Below are 21,581 nucleotides of genomic sequence, written 5' to 3'. Positions count from 1 at the left end.
CGCCTTCAGTTCTTCCGCGCGCCGGTGCAGGGATCGAGCACGACGGGCGTCGCAATGCGGCTCACTGAGCCGGTGCTCATCGGATCCAGCACGGATTTGAGGCTCGCGATCGACTGCTTGACCGTTCGGCCCTGCGCGAACTGGGCCGCAGGCGGCGCGACATTGGCTGCGAGATACTGCACGGCGCTGACCGAGCCGACCGTGAGCACAACGCCGAACAAGGTCAGGGCGGCGAAAAGGCGGCCGCCGCCGGCCCCGAGCATCGATCCCATGGGTTTTCCTCCAGCTTGAGCGCCGCTGGAGGATCTCCCAGCATGGTTAAAAATGCGTTGAAAGGTCGCCGTCAGGTCGCCGGCAGCATGCGCCGCAGGACATTGTCTCGGCGGACGAAGTGGTGCCAGAGCGCGGCGACGGCGTGCAGGGCGGCCAGCCCAACCAGCGCGTAGGCGGCGAGCTCATGCGCCTCCTTCATGGGCCGCGCCACGGCGCGGTTGGCCTCGAAGGGCGAAGAGACCTGGAAGAGGTAGAAGTCGATCCCCCGGCCGCGGAAGAAGATCACGGCCACGCCGATGAGCGGGACGACCAGCATGAGCGCCCAGAGGCCGATGTGGCCCAGGCGGGAGGTCGCGTCCACGAAGCGGCCGAGGGTGGGATCGGCGGGCGGCGGCTTGTGGTTCCAACGCCAGCCGAGCCGAGCCAGATAGAACGCGGTGATGAGGATCCCCAGCACCATGTGCAGGTTCACGTAGGTCCGCTCGAAGCTCTTGGGCAGCGTGTCGACCGTGAGCCCCATGATGAACACGACCACGATCAGGCTGGCCATGGTCCAATGAAAGAAGCGCGAAACCGCGTCGTAATGATCGATGGGGCCCGTCCGGGTCTCCATATTCGCCTCCGTCAGGAACGCCGGCCTCCCGCCTGTGTGCGGGAGGTCCTTGGCTAACGCACAAGGCTTGTATGCGCTGCAGCATGACCGCAGCCTTACGGGGGAATGAATTGTCCCAGCCTCGCGTCGCGGATGAGACGCGGGGCGGGGCCGGATGTTCCCCGGCCTCGGCCCTGGGGCCTAGTCGAAGTCCACCAGTTCGGTGGCGAACGCTGCGCGCTCCTGGATGAAGGCGAATCGAGCCTCGGGCTTGTTGCCCATGAGTCGCTCGACCGTATCCGACGTCACGGGCCTGTCCTCGCCGACGACGCGCACCTGCAGGAGCGTGCGCTTGGACGGATCCATGGTGGTTTCCTTCAACTGGCCCGGCATCATCTCGCCCAGGCCTTTGAAGCGGCCGATCTCGACATTCGCCTTGCCCTTGAAGGCGGTGCGCATCAGCTCGGCCTTGTGGGCGTCGTCGCGGGCGTAGACGGTCCTGCCGCCGTGGCTGAGGCGGTAGAGGGGCGGCACCGCGAGGTAGAGGTGGCCGTTGTCGACCAGCTTGGGCGTCTGCCGGTAGAAGAAGGTGATCAGCAGCGAGGCGATATGGGCGCCGTCCACGTCGGCGTCCGTCATGATGATGACCTTCTCGTAGCGAAGGTCGTCCTCCTTGAAGTGGGACCCCGAGCCGCAGCCGAGCGCCTGGACGAGGTCCGAGAGCTGCTGGTTCTGGGCGAGCTTGTCGCGGCCGGCCGAGGCCACGTTCAGGATCTTGCCGCGCAGGGGCAGGACGGCCTGGGTCTTGCGGTCGCGGGCCTGCTTGGCGGAGCCGCCGGCCGAGTCGCCTTCCACGATGAAGAGCTCCGAGCCGGCCGCGCCGGCCGCGGTGCAGTCCGCGAGCTTGCCGGGCAGCCGGAGCTTGCGCACCGGCGTCTTGCGCAGGATCTCCTTCTCGGCCCGGCGACGGATGCGCTCCTCGGCCCGCTCCACGCTCCAGTCGAGCAACTTGGTGGCCTGGCTGGGGGAAGCGGCGAGCCAATGGTCGAAGGCGTCACGCACCGCGTTCTCGACGATGCGGGAGGCCTCCAGCGTCGCCAGCTTGTCCTTGGTCTGGCCCTGGAACTCCGGCTCGCGAATGAACACGGACAGCATGGCCGCGCAGGACGCCATGACGTCGTCCGTGGTCAGCGTCGCGGCGCGCTTGGTCTGGCCGACGCGGTCGGCGTGGTCCTTCAGGGCGCGCAGCAGGGCGATGCGCAGGCCGGACTCGTGGGTGCCGCCCTCGGGCGTCGGGATGGTGTTGCAATAGGAGTTGACGAAGCCGTCCTCGCCCGGGCCAAGCCAGCTCACGGCCCATTCGAGCGATCCGTGGCCGCCGGGCTTCTCCACCTTGCCGGCGAAGATCTGCTCGGTGACGGTCTCCTTGCCCTCGATCTCGCGCGCCAGATAGTCCTTGAGGCCGGCGGGGAAGCGGAAAACCGCCTCCGGCGGGACATTGTCGACGCCTTCCAGCAAGGCCGGGGCGCAGGCCCAGCGGATCTCGACGCCGCCGAACAGGTAGGCCTTGGAGCGGGCCATCTTGAAGATGCGGCGTGGCGAGAACCGGGCCTCGGCGCCAAAAATCTCCGCATCCGGGTGGAAGCTGACCTTCGTGCCGCGGCGGTTGCGGACCTCGCCGATCTTCTCGACAGGACCCAGCGCGTGGCCGCGCGAGAAGCTCTGGCGGAAGAGCTGCTGGTTGCGGGCGACCTCGACGTCGAGGCGGTCCGACAATGCGTTCACCACCGAGATGCCGACGCCGTGGAGGCCGCCAGAAGTCTCGTAGACCTTGGAGTCGAACTTTCCGCCGGCGTGCAGCGTGGTCATGATGACCTCGAGCGCGGACTTGCCGGGGAACTTCGGATGCGGGTCGACCGGAATGCCGCGGCCGTTGTCGGTCACCGTCAGCGTGCCGTCTTCGGCCAGGGACACCTCGATGAAGGTGGCGTGGCCGGCGACGGCCTCGTCCATGGAGTTGTCGATCACCTCGGCGAAGAGGTGATGCAAAGCTTTCTCGTCCGTGCCGCCGATATACATGCCGGGGCGCCGCCGGACGGGCTCCAGGCCCTCAAGCACTTCGATCGAGGCGGCGGTGTAGCCGGCCTCCCCGGGGGTGCCGCCGCCGGGCACGGCCGCCAGGTCCGGCTTGCGGGCGGACTTCGCCTCAGGCTTCGCCTCGCCGTCGGGGAGCTTGCGCGCCGCGCCGCCGCCGAAAAGATCGCCTGTGTTCGCCATGCCGGATCGCAACCTCAAACTGATTCGCCGCGCTCTTAGTATGCCACGCCAACGGGCGCCAGCGGAACGGACCGGAAACGTCCATCCACTGTCATGAGCGCCGCCTTGAGCGCCGTCATACTGGCGTTAACCAGCCCCCGCTAGGCTTCGCCTCATGAGCAAGCCTGCGCGTTTCCGTTCCGTATCCCTCGACCATGTCGCCGCCGTGGCGGGGGGCGCTTTCGCCTTCGATGAGGCCGCGGCCGGCTTCGAGCCGCGTCGCCGGCCCACGCATGAGCGTCGCATCGCCCTCGGCGCGCTCGGCTCCGTGGCCCTTCTGGCGGGCTGGCTTTTCCGGCGCCTGGCCGCCTGAGGCGCGGCAACTCCCCCGTCCTTGCGAGAAGCGCAGCGACGAAGCAATCCAGGGGCAATGCGCGCCCGCTTTTCCGTTGTGGTCGGGATGGGGCCCAATCCCCTGGATTGCTTCGTCGCCCTGCGGGCTCCTCGCAAGGACGTTTGAGGCCTTCAGGCACGCATTGTTGTTCTCCGGCTTGCGCACGGAGGTGAGGCGGAGGGGACGTGCATTGCGGTCGCAAGCCCCTAAAAGAACGGGGCGCCGCAAGGGCGCCCCGTCGTTGGCTCGGGAGAACGGTCGCCCGTTCGCCCGGCCCAAAAGCTCCTGAAAGCCGGCAGGCTCAGTAGGAGTAGTACATCGAGAACTCGACCGGGTGCGGGGTCATCTCGAACTTCATGACGTCCTGCATCTTCAGCTCGATGTAGCTGTCGATGAAGTCGTCGTTGAAGACGCCGCCGGCCTTGAGGAAGCTGCGGTCCTTGTCCAGGTTGGCGAGGGCCTCGCGCAGCGAGCCGCAGACGGTCGGGATCTTCTTCAGCTCGCGCGGGGGCAGGTCGTAGAGATCCTTGTCCATCGCGGCGCCCGGGTCGATCTTGTTCTGGATGCCGTCCAGGCCGGCCATCGTCAGGGCCGCGAAAGCGAGATAGGGGTTCGCCATCGGGTCGGGGAAGCGCACCTCGACGCGCTTCGCCTTGGGCGAAGACGTGTAGGGGATGCGGCAGGATGCCGAGCGGTTGCGGGCCGAGTAGGCCAGCAGAACCGGAGCCTCATAGCCCGGGACCAGGCGCTTGTAGGAGTTGGTCGACGGGTTGGTGAAGGCGTTCAGCGCCTTGGCGTGCTTGATGACGCCGCCGATGAAGTACAGGCACTCCTGCGACAGGTCGGCGTACTTGTTGCCGGCGAACATCGGCTTGCCGCCCTTCCAGATGGAAAGGTGCACGTGCATGCCCGAGCCGTTGTCGCCGAAGATCGGCTTCGGCATGAAAGTGGCCGTCTTGCCGTAGCTCTGGGCCACGTTGTGGATGCAGTACTTGTAGACCTGCATCTGGTCGGCCATCAGCGTCAGCGTGTCGAACTTCATGCCGAGCTCGTGCTGGGCCGAAGCGACTTCGTGGTGGTGCTTCTCGACCTTGACGCCCATGGCCGCCATGGCCGCCAGCATCTCGCCGCGCATGTCCTGGGCGCTGTCCTGCGGGGGAACCGGGAAGTAGCCGCCCTTGGTGGCGATGCGGTGGCCGAGGTTGCCGCCCTCGTACTCCGTGTCGGCGTTGGTCGGCAGCTCGATGGAGTCGAGCTTGAAGCTCGTGTTGTAGGGCTCGGACGAGAAACGCACGTCGTCGAACACGAAGAACTCGGCCTCGGGGCCGACAAACACGGTGTCGCCGATGCCGGTCGACTGCAGATAGGCCTCGGCCTTCTTGGCGATGCCGCGCGGGTCACGCGGATAGGGCTCGCCGGTGGTGGGCTCCAGCACGTCGCAGACGATCGACATGGTCGAGGCCGCGAAGAAGGGGTCCATCTGGGCGGTGGCCGGGTCCGGCATCAGCGTCATGTCGGACTCGTTGATCGCCTTCCAGCCGGCGATCGAGGAGCCGTCGAACATCGTGCCCTCGGCGAAGATGTCCTCGTCCACCATCGAAACGTCGAAGGTGACGTGCTGCCACTTGCCGCGCGGGTCGGTGAACCGGAAGTCGACGTACTTGACGTCGTTGTCCTTGATCGCCTTCAGGACATCCTTGGCGGTCTTCATCAGTCAATTCCTCTTCAGAATGCGAGACGGATCGTCTTGCGAAGCGGGGTCGGCAGGTGAGGGGCGGCGGGGTGTCGAAAGGCGGTCAGATCGCGTCCAGGCCGGTCTCGCCGGTCCGGATGCGGATCGCCCCCTCGACCGGGGAAACAAAAATCTTGCCATCGCCGATGCGGCCGGTCTGGGCGGCCTTGCGGATCGCCTCGACGGCGCTGTCCACCATGTCGTCGGGCAGCACGATCTCGATCTTCACCTTGGGAAGGAAGTCGACCACGTACTCGGCCCCGCGGTAGAGCTCCGTGTGCCCCTTCTGCCGGCCGAAGCCCTTCGCTTCCGTGACCGTGATGCCCTGGAGGCCGACCTCCTGGAGCGCTTCTTTCACGTCGTCGAGCTTGAACGGCTTGATGATCGCTTCGATCTTTTTCATCGGTGACCCGGATCCTCGGTGACAGGGGACGCGGCCCTTCGGGATGCAATGCGGCTCTTAGCAGAAACCATGCCGGACACGCCACCGGGAACTTGGCAGGGCTGGCCTTTCAGGCCCACTCTGCTGATGGTTGGGCAGGCAAGCCGGGCCGTTTTCGGGCGCCTGGCGCCCAGCTTGGCGACACTATGCCTGCCGCGAAGGCAATTGCACATGTTTTGTGCGGCGATCGACGGAGCAGCGCAATGGACGAGGTCCTGACCACGCGCGAGATGGCCGAGGCGGACCGGCTCGCCATGGCGGGCGGCGCGAGCGGGCCCGCGCTGATGGACCGGGCCGGCGCGGCCGTGGCCGACGCCGTGTGCCGCAGGCGTCCGGCCGGAGCGCGGGCGATGGTCGTATGCGGGCCCGGCAACAACGGCGGCGACGGCTTCGTCGCGGCGCGCGTGCTGGCGGCCCGGGGCTACCGTGTCGAACTGTTCCTGCTCGGCTCACGGGACGCCCTGAAGGGCGACGCCGCGCAGGCCGCGGCGCGATGGAGCGGGGCCGCGCGACCGCTCACGGAGGCGCAGCCCGCTGCGGCCGACGTGGTCGTCGACGCGCTGTTCGGGGCCGGGCTGGCGCGCGACCTCGACGGGGAGGCGCTCGCCGCGGTGGAGCGCATCAATGCCTCGGGAACGCCGGTCGTGGCGGTGGACGTGCCGTCCGGCCTGGACGGCGACACGGGCCGCGTCCGCGGCGCGGCGGTGCGCGCCAGCGAAACGGTGACGTTTTTCCGGCTCAAGCCGGGGCACCTCCTGTATCCCGGGCGACGCCTTTGCGGGCCGGTGCGCGTGGCGGACATCGGCATTCCCGAGAGCGTCCTCGAAGCGATCAGGCCGCAGACGCGTCGCAACGGCCCATCCGTGTTCGGAGACGCCTTCCGGGCGCCGGACGAGGAGGGTCACAAATACGGCCGCGGCCACGCCCTGGTTGTGTCAGGCGGCGTAGAGGCGACGGGGGCGCCGCGGCTCGCCGCGCGATGCGCGCTGCGTATCGGAGCTGGACTGGTGACGGTGGCGTCGCCATCGGACGCGCTGGCGGTCCATGCGGCCGCGCTCACGGCCGTGATGGTGCGGCGGGCGGACACGCCGGCGGATCTCGCGGCTTTGCTGGCCGACCGCCGGCGCAACGCCGTGGCGCTGGGGCCGGCGCTCGGCGTCGGGGCCGAGACGCGGGAGCGCGTGGCGACGGCGCTCCGCTCGGGCGCGCATGTCGTGCTGGACGCGGACGCGTTGACGAGCTTCGAGGGCGAGGCCGACGCCTTGGCCGGGCTCGTCGGCGAACGCCCGGAGCGCGGCGTGGTGGTCACGCCGCACACGGGCGAGTTCGCCCGGTTGTGTCGGGGCCGGGCGGACATCGGGGAGGCGGAGTCGAAGCTCGCCGCCGCGCGCGCGGCCGCCGCGGCGCTGGGGGTCGTGGTGGTGCTGAAGGGGCCCGACACCGTGGTCGCCGCGCCGGACGGGCGGGCGGCGATCAACGCCAACGGGACGCCCTGGCTTGGCACGGCCGGGTCCGGCGACAGCCTGACCGGCATGACGGCGGGGCTGCTGGCCCAGTCCGTCCCGGCCTACGAGGCCGCCTGCGCGGCGGTGTGGCTACACGCCGAGGCCGGCGCGCGGATCGGGCCGGGGCTGATCGCTGAGGACCTCTCCGAGGCGTTGCCCGCCGTGCTGCGGGAATATTTCGCCGGCCAGGGCGCCTGAGGGCGCCTCAGGCGCTCAGGTCCAGCCGGAACTTGGCGAAGCCGCCGGGGGCGTCGCCGGCGGGCGCAGCCTTGAGCCCCTTGGGCAGGGCCTTCGCCGCATGCGGCGAAGTCACGAAGGTGACGTTCACGGGCGCGGCGACCGGGGCGAAGCGCCAGTTGTTGTCGGGGACAGGGTCGATCACCTTCTGCTCGACGACGTAGCGGACGATGACGTCCCGGTTGGTGTCCGGAGCTTCGATGACGACCGTCGAGCCGTCGGCGCCCGGGAAATTGCCGCCGCCGCCCGCGCGGTAGTTGTTGGTGGCGACCAGGAACGCCTGCTTCTCGTCGACCGGCAGGCCGTTGAAGCGCAGGTCCACGATCCTGCGGGCGTCCGGCGCGACGAGCTTGCCGTTGCCGTCGTAGCGGGACGGCTGGGTGACGTCGATTGCGTAGGTCACGCCGTCGATGACGTCGAAATTGTAGGTGGGGAAGCCCTCGTCGATGAGCGGCTGCTCGTCCGTGCGCGCGGGATCGATGCGGCGGAAGATCCCGGCCGAACGCTCCAGCCACTCGCGCACCTGGGCGCCGGTGACTTTTACGGCGCGCACGGTGTTGGGGTAGAGATAGATGTCGGCCACGTCCTTGATGGCGATCGGGCCGGCCTTCACGTCCGTGTAGTAGTCGGGCCCGCCGCGACCGCCGCACTTGAAGGGCGCAGCGGCGGAGAGGACCGGCAGGTCATTCAGGCCCGGCATCGTCGCCGCGATGGGCCGGATGTACCAGAGTTGCGCCTGGGACACGACCTGGACGGAGGGGTCGTCCGCCACCAGGGCGAAATACGAGTTGATCGGGTTCCTGGCCTCGCCGACCGGCTCGCGCACATAGGCGAGGGTGGCGTCGTGGTCGGCCTTCACAGTCGCCGCGACGGCGGCCTCCGCCTCCACGCGAGGAACGACCTGGCGGTCCTTGCGCTCGTAGATCGGGCGGGCCTCGACGGCGAAGCCGGCGACCTTCCAGCCATCCGGGCCTTTCTGCAGGTCGAGGTCGACCACGCCGAGGTGGCTGCCCCAGAAGCCGGCCATGACCGCAGGCACGCCGTTGAGCGTGCCCTTGTCGGAGTCCACGCCCGGGATGCCGGCGAAGTCCTTGCCGGGAAAGACCTTGTGCTGGTGGCCGGTGAAGATGACGTCGATGCCCGGCACGCGGGAGAGGTGCAGGGCCGCGTTCTCCTCGCCGCCCTTGCGCTCGCCGCCCTCGATGCCCGAATGGCAGAGCGCGACGATGAGGTCGCACTGCTTGTCCAGCTCGGGAATGTACTTTCGGGCGGCGTCTACGATGTCGGTGGTCTGGACCTTGCCGGCGAGATGGCCCTGGTCCCACTGCATGATCTGCGGCGGCACGAAGCCGATCACGCCGATGCGCAGGCGCTGCTTGTTTCCAGCCTCGTCCACCACGTCCCTGTCGAGCACGAGGGTGGGCTTCACCAGCGGCGAGCCGTCGATCTTGTGGAGGTTGGCGCAGACAACCGGGAAGCCCGCGCCGGCCAGGGAAAAGCCGAGGAAGCTCAGGCCGTAGTTGAACTCGTGGTTGCCCAGCGTGCCGCAGCTGTAGTCCAGCGCGTTCATGGCGGCCATCATAGGATGGACCTCGCCGGCCTTCAGGCCCTTGCGGTAGGCCATGTAGTCGCCCATGGGGCTGCCCTGGATGAGGTCGCCATTGTCGAACAGCACAGCGTTGGGCGCCTCCGCGCGGGCGGTCTTGATCAGGGCGGCCGTCTTGGCGAGGCCGACCGTGTCGTCCGGCTTGTCCCGGTAGTAGTCGTACGGCATCACGTTGACGTGGAGGTCGGTGGTCCCGAGCAGGCGCAGCTTCACCCGGGCCGGCTGGGCCATGGCGGGGCTCCCATCCAGGGCGGCGACCGCCGCGGCCGCTCCCGCGCCCGCCAGCACCGCGCGGCGCGACACGTGCGGGACAGCGTTGGCGGGCTCTCGTGACATTCCGGACTCCGAAGGCGTGTTGCGTAACGCTGAGGGCGCTTCGGCGCAGCCTATGCCGGGAGGTCGTGGCGATGAAGTGACGAGATGGGGGCAGGAACAGCGCGTTCCGAGTTGGCCAGGGCCGATTGGCCTTTCCGGGCGTTTCGGTGTAGGAACGCGCGATCCCAAACCGAGCCGAGACCCGTGACCACGCCACCCGACGCGCGCCGCTGGCGCTTTTCCGTCGCCCCCATGATGGACTGGACTGACCGCCATTGCCGCGCGTTCCACCGCGGCATGAGCCGGCGGGCGCTGCTGTACACGGAGATGGTCACCACCGGCGCCGTGATCCACGGAGATCGTCGGCGCATCCTGGGCTTCGACCCTGTCGAGCAGCCTGTCGCCGTGCAACTCGGCGGCTCCGACCCGCGCGATCTTGCCGAGGCGGCCCGCATCGCGGAGGCGGAGGGATTTTGCGAGGTGAACCTCAACGTCGGCTGTCCGTCCGACCGGGTGCAGGAGGGCCGCTTCGGCGCCTGCCTCATGCGCGAGCCCGAGCTTGTGGGCGCGGCGGTGTCAGCCATGAAGGCCGCCGTGCGCGTGCCCGTCACGGTGAAGTGCCGCATCGGCGTGGACGACCAGGACCCGGAGGAGGCGCTCGACCGCATGGCGGACGCGGTGGCCGCCGCCGGGGTGGACGCCTTGATCGTGCACGCCCGCAAGGCGTGGCTCCAGGGGCTCTCTCCCAAGGAGAACCGGGACATCCCGCCGCTCGACTACGGCCGCGTTTATCGGCTGAAGCAGCGGCTTCCAGCCCTGCCCATTGCGGTCAACGGCGGCATCGCCAGCCTGGACGCCTGCCACGAGCACCTCCGGCACGTGGACGGCGTGATGCTGGGCCGGGCCGCGTACCATGATCCCGAGCTGCTGCTGCGCGTCGATCCGGAGCTTTTCGGCGAGGCCGCGCCGCTGGCGGACGGCTTTGAGGCCGTTCAGGCCTTTGAGCCGCACATCGCACGGCAGCTCGAGGCGGGCGTGCGGCTGTCGTCCATGACGCGGCACATCCTAGGGCTCTTCCAGGGCCGGCCGGGCGCGCGCGCGTTCCGGCGCCACCTCGCCACGGAGGCGGTGAAACCGGGCGCGGGGTTGGAGACGCTGCGGGCCGCCGTCGCTCAGGTAAGGCGGGAACAAGCGGCGGCGGCCTGATCAGAGCGGCCGCGGCTCCTCGGCCAGGCTTCGGCGCAACGCCTTCAGGCGGCGCCCGAGCTGGCGCGTGATGCGCCGGCGTTCAGCCTCCGACAGGGTCGGCCAGCGGCCGATCTCGGCCATGCTGCGGCCGCAGCCTTCGCACAGGCCCGAGGCCGGCTCGATCACGCACAGGTTGACGCAAGGCGAAGGGGCGGACATGGCCGTGCCTCCGATCGCGCGGACTGCTCAACCGCCCGTGTGGGCGAGCAGGGCCAGCAGCGCCGCGATCTCCGCCACAATGCCGGCGGCGCCTGCGACGTCGCCGGTCTGGCCGCCGAGCATCGCCTGGGAAAGCCGGGTGACCGGCCAGGCCGACAAGGTTGCGGCGACCAGGGCGCCGAGGGCCTTGGGCAGGCCGAATCCGGGCGCGAGCAGCAGCACGCACAGGACCGTGGTGACCGCGAAGGCGGTCGCCATGGCGGCGTCGCCCGGACGGCCCACGGAGGCGGACTTGCCGCCGGGTCGGGCCGATGGAAGCGCCCAGAGCGGGATCAGGCCGGCCACCCGGGCCACCGCCGAGGCGGCGACGAGGGCCAGCGCCGCCCGGCCGTAGCCCACGTGCGTCACCAGGCTCGCCAGGGCTGCGAAGCGGAGCAGCAGGGCCAGCACGAGCGCCGTCGCGCCATAGGAACCCAGGCGGCTGTCCGCCATGATCTCCAGCCGCCGCTCGCGGGTCGCGCCGCCACCGAAGCCGTCGGCCGTGTCGGCGAGGCCGTCCTCGTGGAAGCCGCCGGTCACGGCGACCAGGGCGACGAGCGCCAGTCCGGCGCTGGCCATGGACGGCAGACCGAAGGCCCCGGCGATCGTCAGGCTGGCGCCGGCGACCGCGCCCACCGCGGCGCCGGCGAGCGGCAGGACGCGGGGCAGGCGGGTGAAGTCCGGAGCGGCGTGCGGATCCGCCTCCCAAGGCAGCCGCGGGGTCGGCAACCGGGTGTAGAACCGCAGCGCCTGCGCGAGGTCGGTCAGCCAATCGCGCCAGGCGGGCGGGGGAGGGGCGTCGGCAGGGGCGATGGACATGTCTCTGGTCGGCTATCCGCAAAAGTCTTCAGCGGGTATAGCAGGCCTCCCGTCCCGAATCCCAGCCGACAGGCGACGGCCCGCAGGAGCAGAGGCGATGAACGCCACCGGACTTCCCTTCGACGACATCCGCAACCTGGTGGCGTCCATGCCCGGCCCGGACCTCGGCGCGGAGCGGAAAGTCCGGGAGCGCGATGCCCAGCTCACCAAGCCGCCGGGCAGCCTGGGGCGGCTGGAGGAGCTCGCCCTCTGGCTCGCGACGTGGCAGGGCAAGCCGAAGCCGGAAGTGAACCGCCCCACCGTCTGCGTGTTCGCCGGCAACCATGGCGTGGTCGCCCAGGGGGTGTCGCCCTATCCGCAGAGCGTGACGCGGCAGATGCTGGAGAACTTCTCCGCGGGCGGCGCGGCGATCAACCAGATCTGCGCCTCGTTCGACCTCGGCTTCAAGGTCTTCGACCTGGCGCTCGATATCCCCACTGCGGACATCACTCAGGAAGCGGCGCTGGACGAGAAGGCCTGCGTCGCCACCATGGCCTTCGGCATGGAGGCGATCTCGGGCGGCATCGACCTGCTCGGCCTCGGCGAGATGGGGATCGGCAACACCACGGTGGCCGCGGCCATCTACGCCGGCCTCTACGGCGGCGATTCATCCCGCTTCGTTGGCCGCGGCACGGGCGTGGACGACGAGGGCCTGAAGCGCAAGGCTGGCGCGGTGGAGCGGGCGCTGATGACCCACGCGGGTCATCTCTCGGACCCGCTCGAACTGCTGCGGCGCCTCGGCGGTCGCGAGATCGCCGCCATGGCCGGCGCCATCCTGGCGGCGCGGCTCAACCGCATCCCGGTGGTGCTCGACGGCTATGTGGTGACGGCGGCGGCGGCCGTGCTGCACGCCATGGACCCGTCCGCCCTGGACCACTGCGTGGCCGGGCATGTCTCCGCAGAAGGGGCCCACCGCGAGGTGCTGGAGCGCCTGGGCTTGAAGCCGCTGCTCGACCTCGGCATGCGGCTGGGCGAGGGCTCCGGCGCGGCGCTGGCGATGGGCATCGTGAAGGCCGCGGCGGCCTGCCACAACGGCATGGCCACCTTCAGCCAGGCCGGCGTCGACGACCGCGCGGACGGCTGAGAGGCTACTTCCCGCCCCCCGTTCCGTGTTTGCGGGGAGCGAGCGACGACGCAATCCAGGGCAGCGAGGCCCCGTTCCCAACCAGTGCGCCCGGCTCCCTGGGTCGCTTCGCTACGCTTGCGATGAGGGAAACAGGCCCGTCACGCCGCGGCGCGGCGGGAGCTGGCGGCGTGCGTCTCGGCGCGCTCGGGCTCTTGCAGCGGCGCCAGGGTGTCCATGACGCGGGAGGGCGGGAAGGTGATGATCACCTCGGTGCCTTCGCGCAGCTTGGAGTTGAGGATCAACTGGCCGCCATGCATGTCCATGAGGCCCTTCACGATCGGCAGGCCCAGGCCCGTGCCCTGCTCGGCCGTCTTGATGGCGAGCGAGCCGCGGCCGAAGGACTGGAGTACGATGGGGATCTCCTCCTCGGGGATGCCCGGGCCGGTGTCCTTGACGCTGAGATACTGGCCGCCCGATGAGGTCCAGCCCACCTTGATGGTGACGTCGCCGCCCGAGGGCGTGAACTTGATGGCGTTGGACAGGAGATTGAGCGCCACCTGGCGGATCGCGCGCTCGTCGGCCCAGAGCTTGGGCAACCGCGGCTCGATCATCTCCCGGATGCTGATGGAGCGGTTCTTGGCCCGCATCTGCAGCATGTGGCGGCAATCCTCCACCACATGGGCGAGACTGACGGCCTCTTCCTTCAGCTCGTAGCGGCCGGCCTCGATGCGCGAAAGGTCGAGGATCTCGTTGATGATGTCGAGCAGCAGCTTGCCGCTGTTGTAGATGTCGTTGGAGTACTCGCGATAGGCGGGCACCTGGTGTTGGCCGAAGAGTTCGCCCTTCATCACCTCCGAGAAGCCCATGATCGCGTTGAGCGGGGTGCGCAGCTCGTGACTCATGGTGGCCAGGAAGTGGGACTTGGCGATGTTGGCCTCTTCGGCGCGCCGGCGGGCCTCGTCCGAGTTCGCCTTGGCCTGCTCGAGCTCGGCGATCAGGGCGTCCTTCTCGGCCCGGAACTCGAGGGTTGCGACCGTCGAGGAGTAGAGGCGGTTCGAGAGGATGACGAAATAGAGCTGTCCGCCCATGGCGACCGCGGCCATGGTGATCCACTCGATGGAGTTGTTGCGGGCGAGGCTCGCCAGGATCGCCACGGTCAGGGGGCCGATGCCGGCGAAGACGGCGCTCGGCAGGTTGGCGGCCAGCATCGCGATCACGGCCGTGATCAGCAGGCTCAGGAACAGCAGGAACGTCTGTGCCGAGCTCGAGTCGGTGCGATAGAGGCCCACGAGCAGCACCGCCCAGGCGCCGCCCTGGATCAGGTCGGCCACGGTGAAGCGCAGCCGCCAGGCCGGGGCCAGCGCCTCCTCGGGCGCAGCCTTCCGGAAGCGGGTCACCATCAGGAAGCCGACGCTGAGCGCGGTGGTGATGAGGGCGAGCCAGAGGACGATCAGCGGCGGGCTGATCCAGATGCTGCTCGCGGCGCCCACCACGGCGGCCAGCAGCACCATGACGGTGGCGGCGTTTCGCCGCGTCTCGGCGAACTGGCGCAGGAGCTCGTAGTCGAAGGCGCGCTCCAGCCCGGTGGTGGAGGTCAGCTTTTCGCGCGTGGCCTGCAGCTCACGGTTCGCGCGCCGGCGGCGGGCGATCTCGTTCGGGTCCGCGCCTCGGCCGCGCTGGATGATCTCTGGCGTCAGTTGAGACATGGACGGCTACGCAACACCCCGATCACACTCTGCATCCTGGCTTGAAACAGTTAATTTGCGGCTCACAGGGAAGCTGCGATTCGATCCAATGACCTTCACCGACGCGGGACTCCGGCGCTTCTGGGCGCGGGCGCCCTCCCTCTTGGCTCTCGCGATCGCCGCCGCGCTCCTGGCCGGCGGCAAGGAGGCCGTGAAGGCCTGGCGGACGGAGCGCCTTGCGGGCGGCTTCGAGGTGGTGGACGGCGACAGCCTGCGCCTGCGCGGAGACGACATCCGCCTCCTGGGGATCGACGCGCCGGAGCTGCACCAGACCTGCTGGCGCGGAGAGATCGAGGGGGCCTGCGGTCGCCAGGCCAAGGCGGCGCTCGCCGCTCTCGTCGCCAAGGGCAACGTGAGCTGCCGATCCAGCGGCCGCGACCGCTACGACCGGCGCCTCGCCGTGTGCACGGCCGGGGACATGGAGATCAACCGGGCCATGGTGCTGGCCGGAAACGCCGTTGCGTACGGCGCCTACGAGAGCGAGGAGGAGACGGCCCGCAGCGCCAAGCGCGGCGTCTGGGCCACCCGCTTCGAGCGGCCCGCCGACTGGCGGGCCCGCCATCCGCGGCCCTTTTCCCACTGAGGGCAGGGCGCCGACGCAGGCATGGCGCCGGCCGGCGAGGTGGCGTATTGACCGGCTTTCGACCGCCATGGTCGAGTGTGGCCCCGCCGCCGGAACGATCGCCCATGAAGCTCTACGACAGCCCCTTTGCGCCGAACCCGCGCCGCGTGCGCATCTTCCTGGCCGAAAAAGGCCTGCAGATCCCGACCGAGACCGTCGAGCTCGGCAAGATGCAGCACAGGACGGACGAGTTCCGCGCGCTCAACCCGCGGGAGCAGACGCCGGTGCTGGTGCTGGACGACGGCTCGGCGCTGAGCGAGTCCGTGGCCATTTGCCGATTCATCGAGGAACTTCACCCGGAGCCGTCCCTGTTCGGGGCCTCGCCGCGGGAGCGGGCTTTCACCGAGATGTGGAACCGGCGGATGGAGCTGGGGCTGCTGATGACCGTGCAGGCGGTGTTCCGGCACCTGCATCCGGCCATGGCGCAACTGGAGGACCAGTGCGCCGCCTGGGGTGAGGCGAACAAGCCCCGCCTGCTCAAGGAATTGGCCGGCCTGGACGCGGAGCTCACGAACCGGCCCTATGTCGCGGGCGACCAGTTCACCATCGCCGACATCACGGCGCTCTGCGCGGTGGACTTCATGCGCCCGACCCGGATCCCCCTCCCGGAGGAGCTCGTTCACCTCAAGCGCTGGAAGGACGAGGTCTCGGCCCGGCCCTCCGCGTCGGCCTGAGGCCGGCGCGCGACGTGGACAGCGAGCTGGACCAGCTTCTGAGCGCCATACGGGCTTGCCGCATCTGCCTGGAAGCTCCGCACCGGGGGCCGTTGCCGCATGAGCCGCGGCCCGTGGTGCAGGCATCCGGCACGGCGCGGCTGCTGATCGTGGGGCAGGCGCCCGGGACCAAGGTCCACGCCTCCGGCCGGCCGTTCACGGATGCGTCGGGTGACCGCCTGCGGGAATGGCTGGGGTTGGGCCCGGACGTGTTCTACGATCCCGCTCGGGTCGCCATTGTGCCCATGGGCTTCTGCTTCCCGGGGCAGGACGCGAAGGGCAGTGATCTGCCGCCTCGGCGGGAATGCGCGGAAAGGTGGCGGGCGCCGCTGCTGGCCGCCCTGCCAGAGCCGCGGCTCACAGTCGCTCTCGGGCTCTACGCGCTGAAGTGGCACCTGGCCCAGCTTGGTCGAGCCGACCTGCTCGGCCGCACGCTGGACGCCACGGTGGCTGACTGGCGGCGCATCCAAGGGGAAACGGGGATCATGCCCCTGCCGCATCCGTCCTGGCGAAACACGGGCTGGCTGAAGCGCAACCCGTGGTTCACCGAAGACCTCCTGCCCGTGCTGCGGAGCGAAGTCGCCCGGGCGCTGGAGCCCTGATCTGAAACGGGGGTGGTCTGGCCCCGGGGAAGGTTTACTTCTCCAGCCGGGCCACCAGGCTGGAGGTGTCCCAGCGTCCGCCGCCCATCTTCTGGACTTCGGAATAGAACTGGTCCACCAGCGCGGTGACGGGCAGGTGCGCGCCGTTGCGGCGGGCCTCGGACAGGCAGATCGACAGGTCCTTGCGCATCCAGTCGACGGCGAAGCCGAAATCGAACTTGCCGGCGTTCATGGTCTTGTAGCGGTTCTCCATCTGCCAGGACTGGGCGGCGCCCTTGGAGATCGTCTCGATGACGCCCTCCACGTCGAGCCCGGCCTTCTTGGCGAAGTGAACGCCCTCAGACAGGCCCTGGACCAGGCCGGCGATGCAGATCTGGTTCACCATCTTGGTGAGCTGGCCGGCGCCGGCGCCGCCCAGGCGCTTGCAGGCGCGGGCATAAGCCATGATCACCGGCTCGACGGCGGCGTAGTCCTGCTCATCGCCGCCGCACATGACGGTGAGCACCCCGTTCTCCGCGCCGGCCTGGCCGCCGGAAACGGGGGCGTCGATGAAGGCGAGGCCGAGTTCCTTGGCCTTGGCGTAGAGCTCGCGGGCGACCTCGGCGGAAGCGGTGGTGTGGTCGACGAAGGTCGCGCCCTTGTCCATGCCGGCGAAGGCGCCGTCCTCGCCCAGCACCACGGAGCGGAGGTCGTCGTCATTGCCGACGCAGGCGAATACGATGTCCTGCCCGGCCGCGGCCTCGCGGGGCGTGCGCGCGGCCTTGCCGCCGTTCTCGCTCGCCCATTTCTCCGCCTTGGCGAAGGTGCGGTTGTAGACGGTGACCTCATGGCCCTTGGACTTCAGGTGACGGGCCATGGGGTACCCCATGACGCCGAGGCCGAGGAACGCGACTTTCGCCATCGACGGTGCTCCTTTGGGAGGGCTTGGGCCCTCGCGATTGAATTCCTCCCTGGCCGCCTTTGCGGCCGGCCCCGAACAAGCCGGGGGCGGCATATCAGGCGTGATGGAGGTGCCTCGTCAAGCGCCGTTCGGCGAGCTCCCAGACCCGGCGGATGATTTCGACGATCACCAGGTACAGGGCGGCGGCGAAGACATAGACCATCAGGTCGAACGAACGCGCGAAAGCGAAGCGGGTGGAGCCCATCAGGTCCAGGATGGTGACCAGCGAGGCTACGGCCGAGGACTTGACCATGATGACGAGCTCGTTGCCGAGCGGACGCAGGGCCACCATGGCGGCCTGGGGCAGGATCACCTTCCAGAAGGTTGCGAAGGGCCGCAGGCCCAGGGCGCGGGCCGCTTCCCACTGCCCTCGCGAGACGGATTGGATGGCGCCCCGGAAGATCTCGGCCTGGTAGGCGGCGGTGTTCAGCGTGAAGGTGAAGGCCGCGCAGAAGAAGGCCTCGCGGAAATAGGGCCAGACGCCGATGGTCGTCAGGAAGGGCCGGATCTGCCCCGCGCCGTAGTAGACGAGGAAGAGCTGCGCCAGCAGCGGCGTGCCGCGGAAAAAGGTGGTGTAGGCCGTTGCGATCCCGCCCAGCACAGGGCCGCCCCAGAGCCGCGCGACCGCGACGACGAGGGCGAGCAGCACGCCCAGCGTGACGGAGATCGCGACCAGCTGGAGCGTGACCCAGAGCCCGCCCATCATGCGGCATCCGTAGTTCCGGAGCGCATCGACCCCGGTGACGTCGCCGATTCCCACGGCCAGCCGGCAGGCCCCGTCGCCGATGAGGCCGCCGGCCCAGGCCAGGGCGCCGCTCGCATAGAGCGCCGCGATCGCGAGGACGACGGCGAGGGCCGCCAGCGCCACCGGATGCTGGAGCCGATGTCTCATCGCTGGCCTCCCACGCCGGATACGAAGCCGCGGTTGGCGCGCTCCTCGAGCGCCGCGACGCCCCAGGCGGACAGGATGGAGAAGACCAGATAGATCAGGCAGGCCGCGCCGAAGAACAGGAACGGCTCCTTGGTGACCACGTTGGCGCGGCCGGTCCAGAACATCAGGTCTGGCAGCGCGATCACCGACACGAGGGAGGTTTCCTTCAGCAGCACCATCCAGTTGTTGCCGAGGCCCGGCAGGGCGATGCGCAGCAGCTGCGGGGCGATCACGAGGCGGAAGGCCAGGGCGCGGCTGAGGCCAAGCGCATAGGCGCCCTCGCGCTGGCCCTTGGGAATGGCGTTCAGCGCCCCGACCCAAACTTCGCTGGAGAAGGCGGCCAGCACGACGCCGAGCGCGACCATGCCGGCCACGAAGGCCGGCATCTCGATCGAGCCGGGCAGGCCGATCCCTTTCCAGGCCTTCTGCAGGCCGATCTGGAAGCCGAAATAAACGATGTAGAGGGTGAGCAGCTCGGGCACGCCGCGGAACACGGTGGTGTAGACGGTGCCGACAGCCCGGATAGCGGCGTTGCTGGAGCGCTTGGCGAGGGCGACCAGCAGCCCGAGCGCCACGCCGAAGGGGAGGGTGGCGAGCGCCAGCAGGATGGTGATGGCGGCCCCGTGGGCCAGTTCGTCTCCCCAGCCTTTGTCGCCCCAGGCGAGGAGGTTCAGGTAGTAATCCATGGAGCCGCGCTGATCCGGGCGTGAGGCGACGCAGGCGGCGCTCCGCCGGCGTCATGTGACGAGAGCGGCCCGGGGGCCGCTCTCAAGGACGAACGTCGCTGAGGCTTACGGCCTCAGTCGACCATGATGCTGACCTTGAAGTACTTGTCGGCGATCTTCTTGTGGGTGCCGTCCTTGAGCGACTCCTCGATCGCCTTGGAGAACATGTCGCGCAGCGCCGTGTCCTCCTTGCGGACCGCCATGGCCACGCCCGGGCCGTGGATGGCCGGGTCGCGCTTCACGTCGCCGATGAACTTGCAGCAGTCCTTGCCCTGGCCCTCGATGAAGTCGGTGAGGGCGAGCTTGTCGGCCAGCACGTAGTCGAGACGGCCGTTCTTCAGGTCGAGGTTGGCTTCTTCCTGGGTCGGATAAAGCTTGATGCTGGAGCCCGAGTAGACCTTCTCCAGGAAGTTGGCGTGCACGGTCGAGCTCTGGGCGCCGATGCTCTTGCCCTTCAGGGCCGCCGGGGTGAGGTCGGTGTTGGTCTCCGACTTCGGACCGATGAAGCTGATCGGGGTGCGCGTGTAGACGGCCGTGAAGTCGACCTTCTTCTTGCGCTCGTCCGTGGCGTTCATGCCGGCCGCGATCATGTCGTACTTGCCCGCGAGCAGGGCCGGGATGATGCCGTCCCAGTCCTGCGCGACCCAGGTGCACTTGATCTTCATCTTGTCGCAAAGGGCGTTGACGTAGTCGATCTCAAAGCCCTCGAGCTCGCCCTTGGCGTTCAGGTTGTTAAAGGGCGGGTAGGCGCCTTCCGTCCCGATGCGGACTTCCTTCCATTCCTTCTGCTGCGCCTGGGCCACGCCCGCGGCGGCCAAGAGGGCCGCGACTGCGACAGCAGCGACACGAATGGTCTTCATACTCTATCCCTCCATGGTCCCGCTTGCCGCGGGGCTCGTCCGGCCCGTCCGGACCAAGCAATCCTTGATCTTTTTCGGACGGGGCTGGCGCGCATTGGACACCGCCGCCTCGCCCGACGCAACTGGCTCAGGCGGCGAAACCGCTGAATTTGCGGGCGAACCCTGCTCCCTATTTCACGTCGAAGGGGAAGTAGCGGGCACGGATGCGGTCATAGGTTCCGTCGGCCTGGATGGCGTCGATCGCGGCGTCGAACTGGCGCTTCAGGTCCTCATCCTTCTTGCGCAGGCCGATGCCGTAGCCCTCGCCGAAATAGGTCACGTCGTTTGGGGCGTCGGCGAGGAACTTGCAGCAGGTCGACTCCCGGCCGCGCTTCAGCCACTCCGTGAGGGCGATCTTGTCGCCGAGCACCGCGTCGATCCGCCCCAGCGCGAGGTCGAGGCTGGCTTCGTCCTGGTTGGCGTAGAGGCTGACCTCCGATCCGGGACCGTAGAGATCCTCAAGGTAGGTGGCGTAGACCGTGCCGGTCATCGCCCCCAGCTTGCGGCCCTTCATGGCCTCCGGCGTCACGGCGGTCAGGTCGGTGTCCTTGCGGACCATGAAGACGGCTGGGGTGCGATAATAGCGCTTGGTGAGCGCGATCTTCTGCCGGCGCTCCTCGGTGATCTCCAGGGAGGCCACGATGGCGTCGAACTGCCCCTTCTTCAGATCGGGGATCAGGTCGTCCCAGTCGTCCGTCACGAAGGTGCACGTCGCCTTCATGTGCTCGCACATGGCCTTTGCGAGCTCGATCTCGAAGCCCTGGAGCTGGTTGTTCTCGACGAAGTTGAAGGGCGGGTACCCGCCCTCCGTCGCAATTCGAATCGAGCTCCAATCGCCGGCCCGAACCGGGAAAGCCACGAGGCAGGCCAGCAGGGCCGCCGGGAGCGCGAGGAAGAGGCGCTGTTTCACGTGCTGCCGATTTGTGGTTATGGGGCGCTTGGGCCGGACGGCCGGATATTCATTATGCCAGGACGTCGGTGCGAGCAATCACGGGGAGGCCTGAAGCATCCGCTCGGCCTCACGGAGTTCCTCCGGCGTGTTCAGGTTGGCGAAGGGGTCGGGGCCGTCGCCGGCGGTCGTGAAGGGGACGACCCGGTGCGGCAGGACAGCGAGCAGCCGGTGGACAGCCCGCCGGCCCTCGCCCAGCGCACTCTCGATCGCGTCCAGCGCCCCGATGCGCCACAAGCCGACGAGCGGCTCGAGGCCATTCGGGCCGGAGGCAACGACCGCTTCCACCCCGGGCTCCAGGCCCGCCCGCAGGCGCGCGACCGCGTCAAGGGGCAGGAAGGGAGCGTCGGAAGGGGCGGTGGCCACGAGTTCGTAGCCGCGGCTGCGCGCGAGGTGGAGCGCCGCCGCCAGTCCGGCGAGCGGCCCCGGATGATCGGCATGGCGGTCCGGCGCGACCTCGAGGGCGAAGGACGCGAAGCGGGAAGGGTCGCCATTGGCGTTCAGGGCCACGCAGTCGACCTGGGGCCGGAAGCGCTCCAGCACATGGGCGAGCAGGGGCTTGCCGGCCAGCGAAATCAGGGCCTTCTCGCGGCCCATGCGGCTGGACAGGCCGCCGGCGATCACGACGCCGAGAATCGGTGGCCGCCCGCTTGCATCCTCTGCGTCCATTGCGGTTCCTACGCTCGTTGACCCGGCGCCAGCGATCTTTACATAGACGAAGCGCCGGCTCTCC

At 69.2% G+C, this 21,581-nt stretch carries 22 protein-coding genes; 7 read left to right on the top strand and 15 right to left on the bottom strand.

Annotation, left to right across the window (positions count from 1 at the left end):
• Nucleotides 1–5: 5 nt before the first annotated feature.
• The 3 genes from SLNSH_RS07290 to parE all read right to left on the bottom strand — a co-directional run bounded on the left by SLNSH_RS07290 (nt 6) and on the right by parE (nt 3,142).
• Nucleotides 6–272 carry a hypothetical protein gene (locus SLNSH_RS07290; protein WP_106336018.1) on the bottom strand — a complete coding sequence of 89 codons (267 nt, stop codon included), beginning with the start codon at nt 270–272 and terminating at the stop codon, nt 6–8.
• A gap of 71 nt (nt 273–343) precedes the next feature.
• Nucleotides 344–886: a cytochrome b gene (locus SLNSH_RS07285; RefSeq protein WP_106336017.1), complete on the bottom strand. Its 543-nt coding sequence runs from the start codon at nt 884–886 to the stop codon at nt 344–346.
• A gap of 180 nt (nt 887–1,066) precedes the next feature.
• Entirely contained in the window at nt 1,067–3,142 is a 2,076-nt protein-coding gene (gene parE, locus SLNSH_RS07280) for a DNA topoisomerase IV subunit B (protein WP_106336016.1), read from the bottom strand.
• 154 nt (nt 3,143–3,296) lie between these two features.
• On the opposite strand from parE, the gene SLNSH_RS07275 reads away from it, so the two are divergent.
• Nucleotides 3,297–3,494, top strand: a complete 198-nt coding sequence (locus SLNSH_RS07275; RefSeq protein ID WP_106336015.1) for a hypothetical protein — start codon at nt 3,297–3,299, stop codon at nt 3,492–3,494.
• Between the two features lie 322 nt (nt 3,495–3,816).
• Here the strand turns inward: SLNSH_RS07275 and glnA are convergent, their stop codons facing one another.
• The gene (gene glnA / locus SLNSH_RS07270) at nt 3,817–5,226 is read right to left on the bottom strand and encodes a type I glutamate--ammonia ligase (RefSeq protein ID WP_106336014.1); all 1,410 of its coding nucleotides are present in this window, start codon (nt 5,224–5,226) and stop codon (nt 3,817–3,819) included.
• Nucleotides 5,227–5,311: 85 nt separating this feature from the next.
• Nucleotides 5,312–5,650 carry a P-II family nitrogen regulator gene (locus tag SLNSH_RS07265; RefSeq protein ID WP_106336013.1) on the bottom strand — a complete coding sequence of 113 codons (339 nt, stop codon included), beginning with the start codon at nt 5,648–5,650 and terminating at the stop codon, nt 5,312–5,314.
• Nucleotides 5,651–5,892: 242 nt separating this feature from the next.
• On the opposite strand from SLNSH_RS07265, the gene SLNSH_RS07260 reads away from it, so the two are divergent.
• Nucleotides 5,893–7,392: an NAD(P)H-hydrate dehydratase gene (locus SLNSH_RS07260; protein WP_106336012.1), complete on the top strand. Its 1,500-nt coding sequence runs from the start codon at nt 5,893–5,895 to the stop codon at nt 7,390–7,392.
• A gap of 7 nt (nt 7,393–7,399) precedes the next feature.
• Here the strand turns inward: SLNSH_RS07260 and SLNSH_RS07255 are convergent, their stop codons facing one another.
• Entirely contained in the window at nt 7,400–9,373 is a 1,974-nt protein-coding gene (locus SLNSH_RS07255; RefSeq protein ID WP_106336011.1) for a bifunctional 2',3'-cyclic-nucleotide 2'-phosphodiesterase/3'-nucleotidase, read from the bottom strand.
• A gap of 183 nt (nt 9,374–9,556) precedes the next feature.
• On the opposite strand from SLNSH_RS07255, the gene dusA reads away from it, so the two are divergent.
• Entirely contained in the window at nt 9,557–10,558 is a 1,002-nt protein-coding gene (gene dusA / locus SLNSH_RS07250) for a tRNA dihydrouridine(20/20a) synthase DusA (RefSeq protein WP_280954460.1), read from the top strand.
• Here dusA and SLNSH_RS07245 read toward each other — a convergent pair whose 3' ends face one another.
• Both SLNSH_RS07245 and cobS read right to left on the bottom strand, forming a co-directional pair.
• Entirely contained in the window at nt 10,559–10,759 is a 201-nt protein-coding gene (locus tag SLNSH_RS07245; protein ID WP_106336009.1) for a DUF1289 domain-containing protein, read from the bottom strand.
• 27 nt (nt 10,760–10,786) lie between these two features.
• Nucleotides 10,787–11,617, bottom strand: coding sequence for an adenosylcobinamide-GDP ribazoletransferase (gene cobS / locus SLNSH_RS07240; RefSeq protein WP_106336008.1), 831 nt, complete (start codon nt 11,615–11,617; stop codon nt 10,787–10,789).
• Nucleotides 11,618–11,714: 97 nt separating this feature from the next.
• On the opposite strand from cobS, the gene cobT reads away from it, so the two are divergent.
• Nucleotides 11,715–12,740, top strand: a complete 1,026-nt coding sequence (gene cobT / locus SLNSH_RS07235; protein WP_106336007.1) for a nicotinate-nucleotide--dimethylbenzimidazole phosphoribosyltransferase — start codon at nt 11,715–11,717, stop codon at nt 12,738–12,740.
• A 140-nt stretch (nt 12,741–12,880) separates the two neighbouring features.
• On the opposite strand, the gene SLNSH_RS07230 is transcribed toward cobT, so the two are convergent.
• Nucleotides 12,881–14,428, bottom strand: a complete 1,548-nt coding sequence (locus tag SLNSH_RS07230; protein WP_106336006.1) for an ATP-binding protein — start codon at nt 14,426–14,428, stop codon at nt 12,881–12,883.
• 88 nt (nt 14,429–14,516) lie between these two features.
• Between SLNSH_RS07230 and SLNSH_RS07225 the strand changes: the two genes are divergently transcribed.
• The 3 genes from SLNSH_RS07225 (at nt 14,517) to SLNSH_RS07215 (ending at nt 16,404) form a co-directional block, all read left to right on the top strand.
• Nucleotides 14,517–15,050: a thermonuclease family protein gene (locus tag SLNSH_RS07225; RefSeq protein WP_158266708.1), complete on the top strand. Its 534-nt coding sequence runs from the start codon at nt 14,517–14,519 to the stop codon at nt 15,048–15,050.
• A gap of 104 nt (nt 15,051–15,154) precedes the next feature.
• Nucleotides 15,155–15,763, top strand: a complete 609-nt coding sequence (locus SLNSH_RS07220; protein WP_106336004.1) for a glutathione S-transferase family protein — start codon at nt 15,155–15,157, stop codon at nt 15,761–15,763.
• Nucleotides 15,764–15,777: 14 nt separating this feature from the next.
• Nucleotides 15,778–16,404: a uracil-DNA glycosylase family protein gene (locus tag SLNSH_RS07215; RefSeq protein WP_106336003.1), complete on the top strand. Its 627-nt coding sequence runs from the start codon at nt 15,778–15,780 to the stop codon at nt 16,402–16,404.
• A 34-nt stretch (nt 16,405–16,438) separates the two neighbouring features.
• Here SLNSH_RS07215 and SLNSH_RS07210 read toward each other — a convergent pair whose 3' ends face one another.
• The 6 genes from SLNSH_RS07210 to mobA form a co-directional block, all read right to left on the bottom strand.
• Nucleotides 16,439–17,305, bottom strand: a complete 867-nt coding sequence (locus tag SLNSH_RS07210; RefSeq protein ID WP_106336002.1) for an NAD(P)-dependent oxidoreductase — start codon at nt 17,303–17,305, stop codon at nt 16,439–16,441.
• Between the two features lie 94 nt (nt 17,306–17,399).
• Entirely contained in the window at nt 17,400–18,236 is an 837-nt protein-coding gene (locus SLNSH_RS07205) for an ABC transporter permease (protein WP_106336001.1), read from the bottom strand.
• The gene (locus SLNSH_RS07200) at nt 18,233–18,961 is read right to left on the bottom strand and encodes an ABC transporter permease (protein ID WP_106336000.1); all 729 of its coding nucleotides are present in this window, start codon (nt 18,959–18,961) and stop codon (nt 18,233–18,235) included. Before SLNSH_RS07200 ends, SLNSH_RS07205 begins: the two co-directional genes overlap by 4 nt.
• 113 nt (nt 18,962–19,074) lie before the next feature.
• A complete protein-coding gene (locus SLNSH_RS07195) occupies nt 19,075–19,860 on the bottom strand; it encodes a transporter substrate-binding domain-containing protein (protein WP_106335999.1) in 786 nt (261 codons plus the stop codon).
• 169 nt (nt 19,861–20,029) lie between these two features.
• Nucleotides 20,030–20,809, bottom strand: coding sequence for an ABC transporter substrate-binding protein (locus SLNSH_RS07190; protein WP_106335998.1), 780 nt, complete (start codon nt 20,807–20,809; stop codon nt 20,030–20,032).
• Nucleotides 20,810–20,887: 78 nt separating this feature from the next.
• Nucleotides 20,888–21,517 (bottom strand): molybdenum cofactor guanylyltransferase MobA, encoded by a 630-nt coding sequence (mobA, locus tag SLNSH_RS07185; protein WP_106335997.1) that lies wholly within the window; start codon nt 21,515–21,517, stop codon nt 20,888–20,890.
• Nucleotides 21,518–21,581 lie beyond the last annotated feature (64 nt).

Source organism: Alsobacter soli (assembly GCF_003004785.1).
Taxonomy (GTDB): domain Bacteria; phylum Pseudomonadota; class Alphaproteobacteria; order Rhizobiales; family Beijerinckiaceae; genus Alsobacter; species Alsobacter soli.
The sequence above is the reverse complement of the archived record's forward strand: the minus strand, read 5'-3'. Positions and strand labels throughout refer to the sequence as shown.

Bases quoted from the DNA above. Each gene is read 5' to 3' on its own strand.
- glnA (WP_106336014.1), bottom strand. From the start codon at position 5,226: ATGAAGACCGCCAAGGATGTCCTGAAGGCGATCAAGGACAACGACGTC.
- SLNSH_RS07265 (WP_106336013.1), bottom strand. From the start codon at position 5,650: ATGAAAAAGATCGAAGCGATCATCAAGCCGTTCAAGCTCGACGACGTG.
- mobA (WP_106335997.1), bottom strand. From the start codon at position 21,517: ATGGACGCAGAGGATGCAAGCGGGCGGCCACCGATTCTCGGCGTCGTG.
- SLNSH_RS07200 (WP_106336000.1), bottom strand. From the start codon at position 18,961: ATGGATTACTACCTGAACCTCCTCGCCTGGGGCGACAAAGGCTGGGGA.
- SLNSH_RS07275 (WP_106336015.1), top strand. From the start codon at position 3,297: ATGAGCAAGCCTGCGCGTTTCCGTTCCGTATCCCTCGACCATGTCGCC.
- SLNSH_RS07210 (WP_106336002.1), bottom strand. From the start codon at position 17,305: ATGGCGAAAGTCGCGTTCCTCGGCCTCGGCGTCATGGGGTACCCCATG.
- SLNSH_RS07230 (WP_106336006.1), bottom strand. From the start codon at position 14,428: ATGTCTCAACTGACGCCAGAGATCATCCAGCGCGGCCGAGGCGCGGAC.
- SLNSH_RS07220 (WP_106336004.1), top strand. From the start codon at position 15,155: ATGAAGCTCTACGACAGCCCCTTTGCGCCGAACCCGCGCCGCGTGCGC.
- SLNSH_RS07290 (WP_106336018.1), bottom strand. From the start codon at position 272: ATGGGATCGATGCTCGGGGCCGGCGGCGGCCGCCTTTTCGCCGCCCTG.
- cobT (WP_106336007.1), top strand. From the start codon at position 11,715: ATGAACGCCACCGGACTTCCCTTCGACGACATCCGCAACCTGGTGGCG.
- SLNSH_RS07205 (WP_106336001.1), bottom strand. From the start codon at position 18,236: ATGAGACATCGGCTCCAGCATCCGGTGGCGCTGGCGGCCCTCGCCGTC.
- parE (WP_106336016.1), bottom strand. From the start codon at position 3,142: ATGGCGAACACAGGCGATCTTTTCGGCGGCGGCGCGGCGCGCAAGCTC.
- SLNSH_RS07225 (WP_158266708.1), top strand. From the start codon at position 14,517: ATGACCTTCACCGACGCGGGACTCCGGCGCTTCTGGGCGCGGGCGCCC.
- SLNSH_RS07260 (WP_106336012.1), top strand. From the start codon at position 5,893: ATGGACGAGGTCCTGACCACGCGCGAGATGGCCGAGGCGGACCGGCTC.
- cobS (WP_106336008.1), bottom strand. From the start codon at position 11,617: ATGTCCATCGCCCCTGCCGACGCCCCTCCCCCGCCCGCCTGGCGCGAT.
- SLNSH_RS07195 (WP_106335999.1), bottom strand. From the start codon at position 19,860: ATGAAGACCATTCGTGTCGCTGCTGTCGCAGTCGCGGCCCTCTTGGCC.
- SLNSH_RS07245 (WP_106336009.1), bottom strand. From the start codon at position 10,759: ATGTCCGCCCCTTCGCCTTGCGTCAACCTGTGCGTGATCGAGCCGGCC.
- SLNSH_RS07285 (WP_106336017.1), bottom strand. From the start codon at position 886: ATGGAGACCCGGACGGGCCCCATCGATCATTACGACGCGGTTTCGCGC.
- SLNSH_RS07255 (WP_106336011.1), bottom strand. From the start codon at position 9,373: ATGTCACGAGAGCCCGCCAACGCTGTCCCGCACGTGTCGCGCCGCGCG.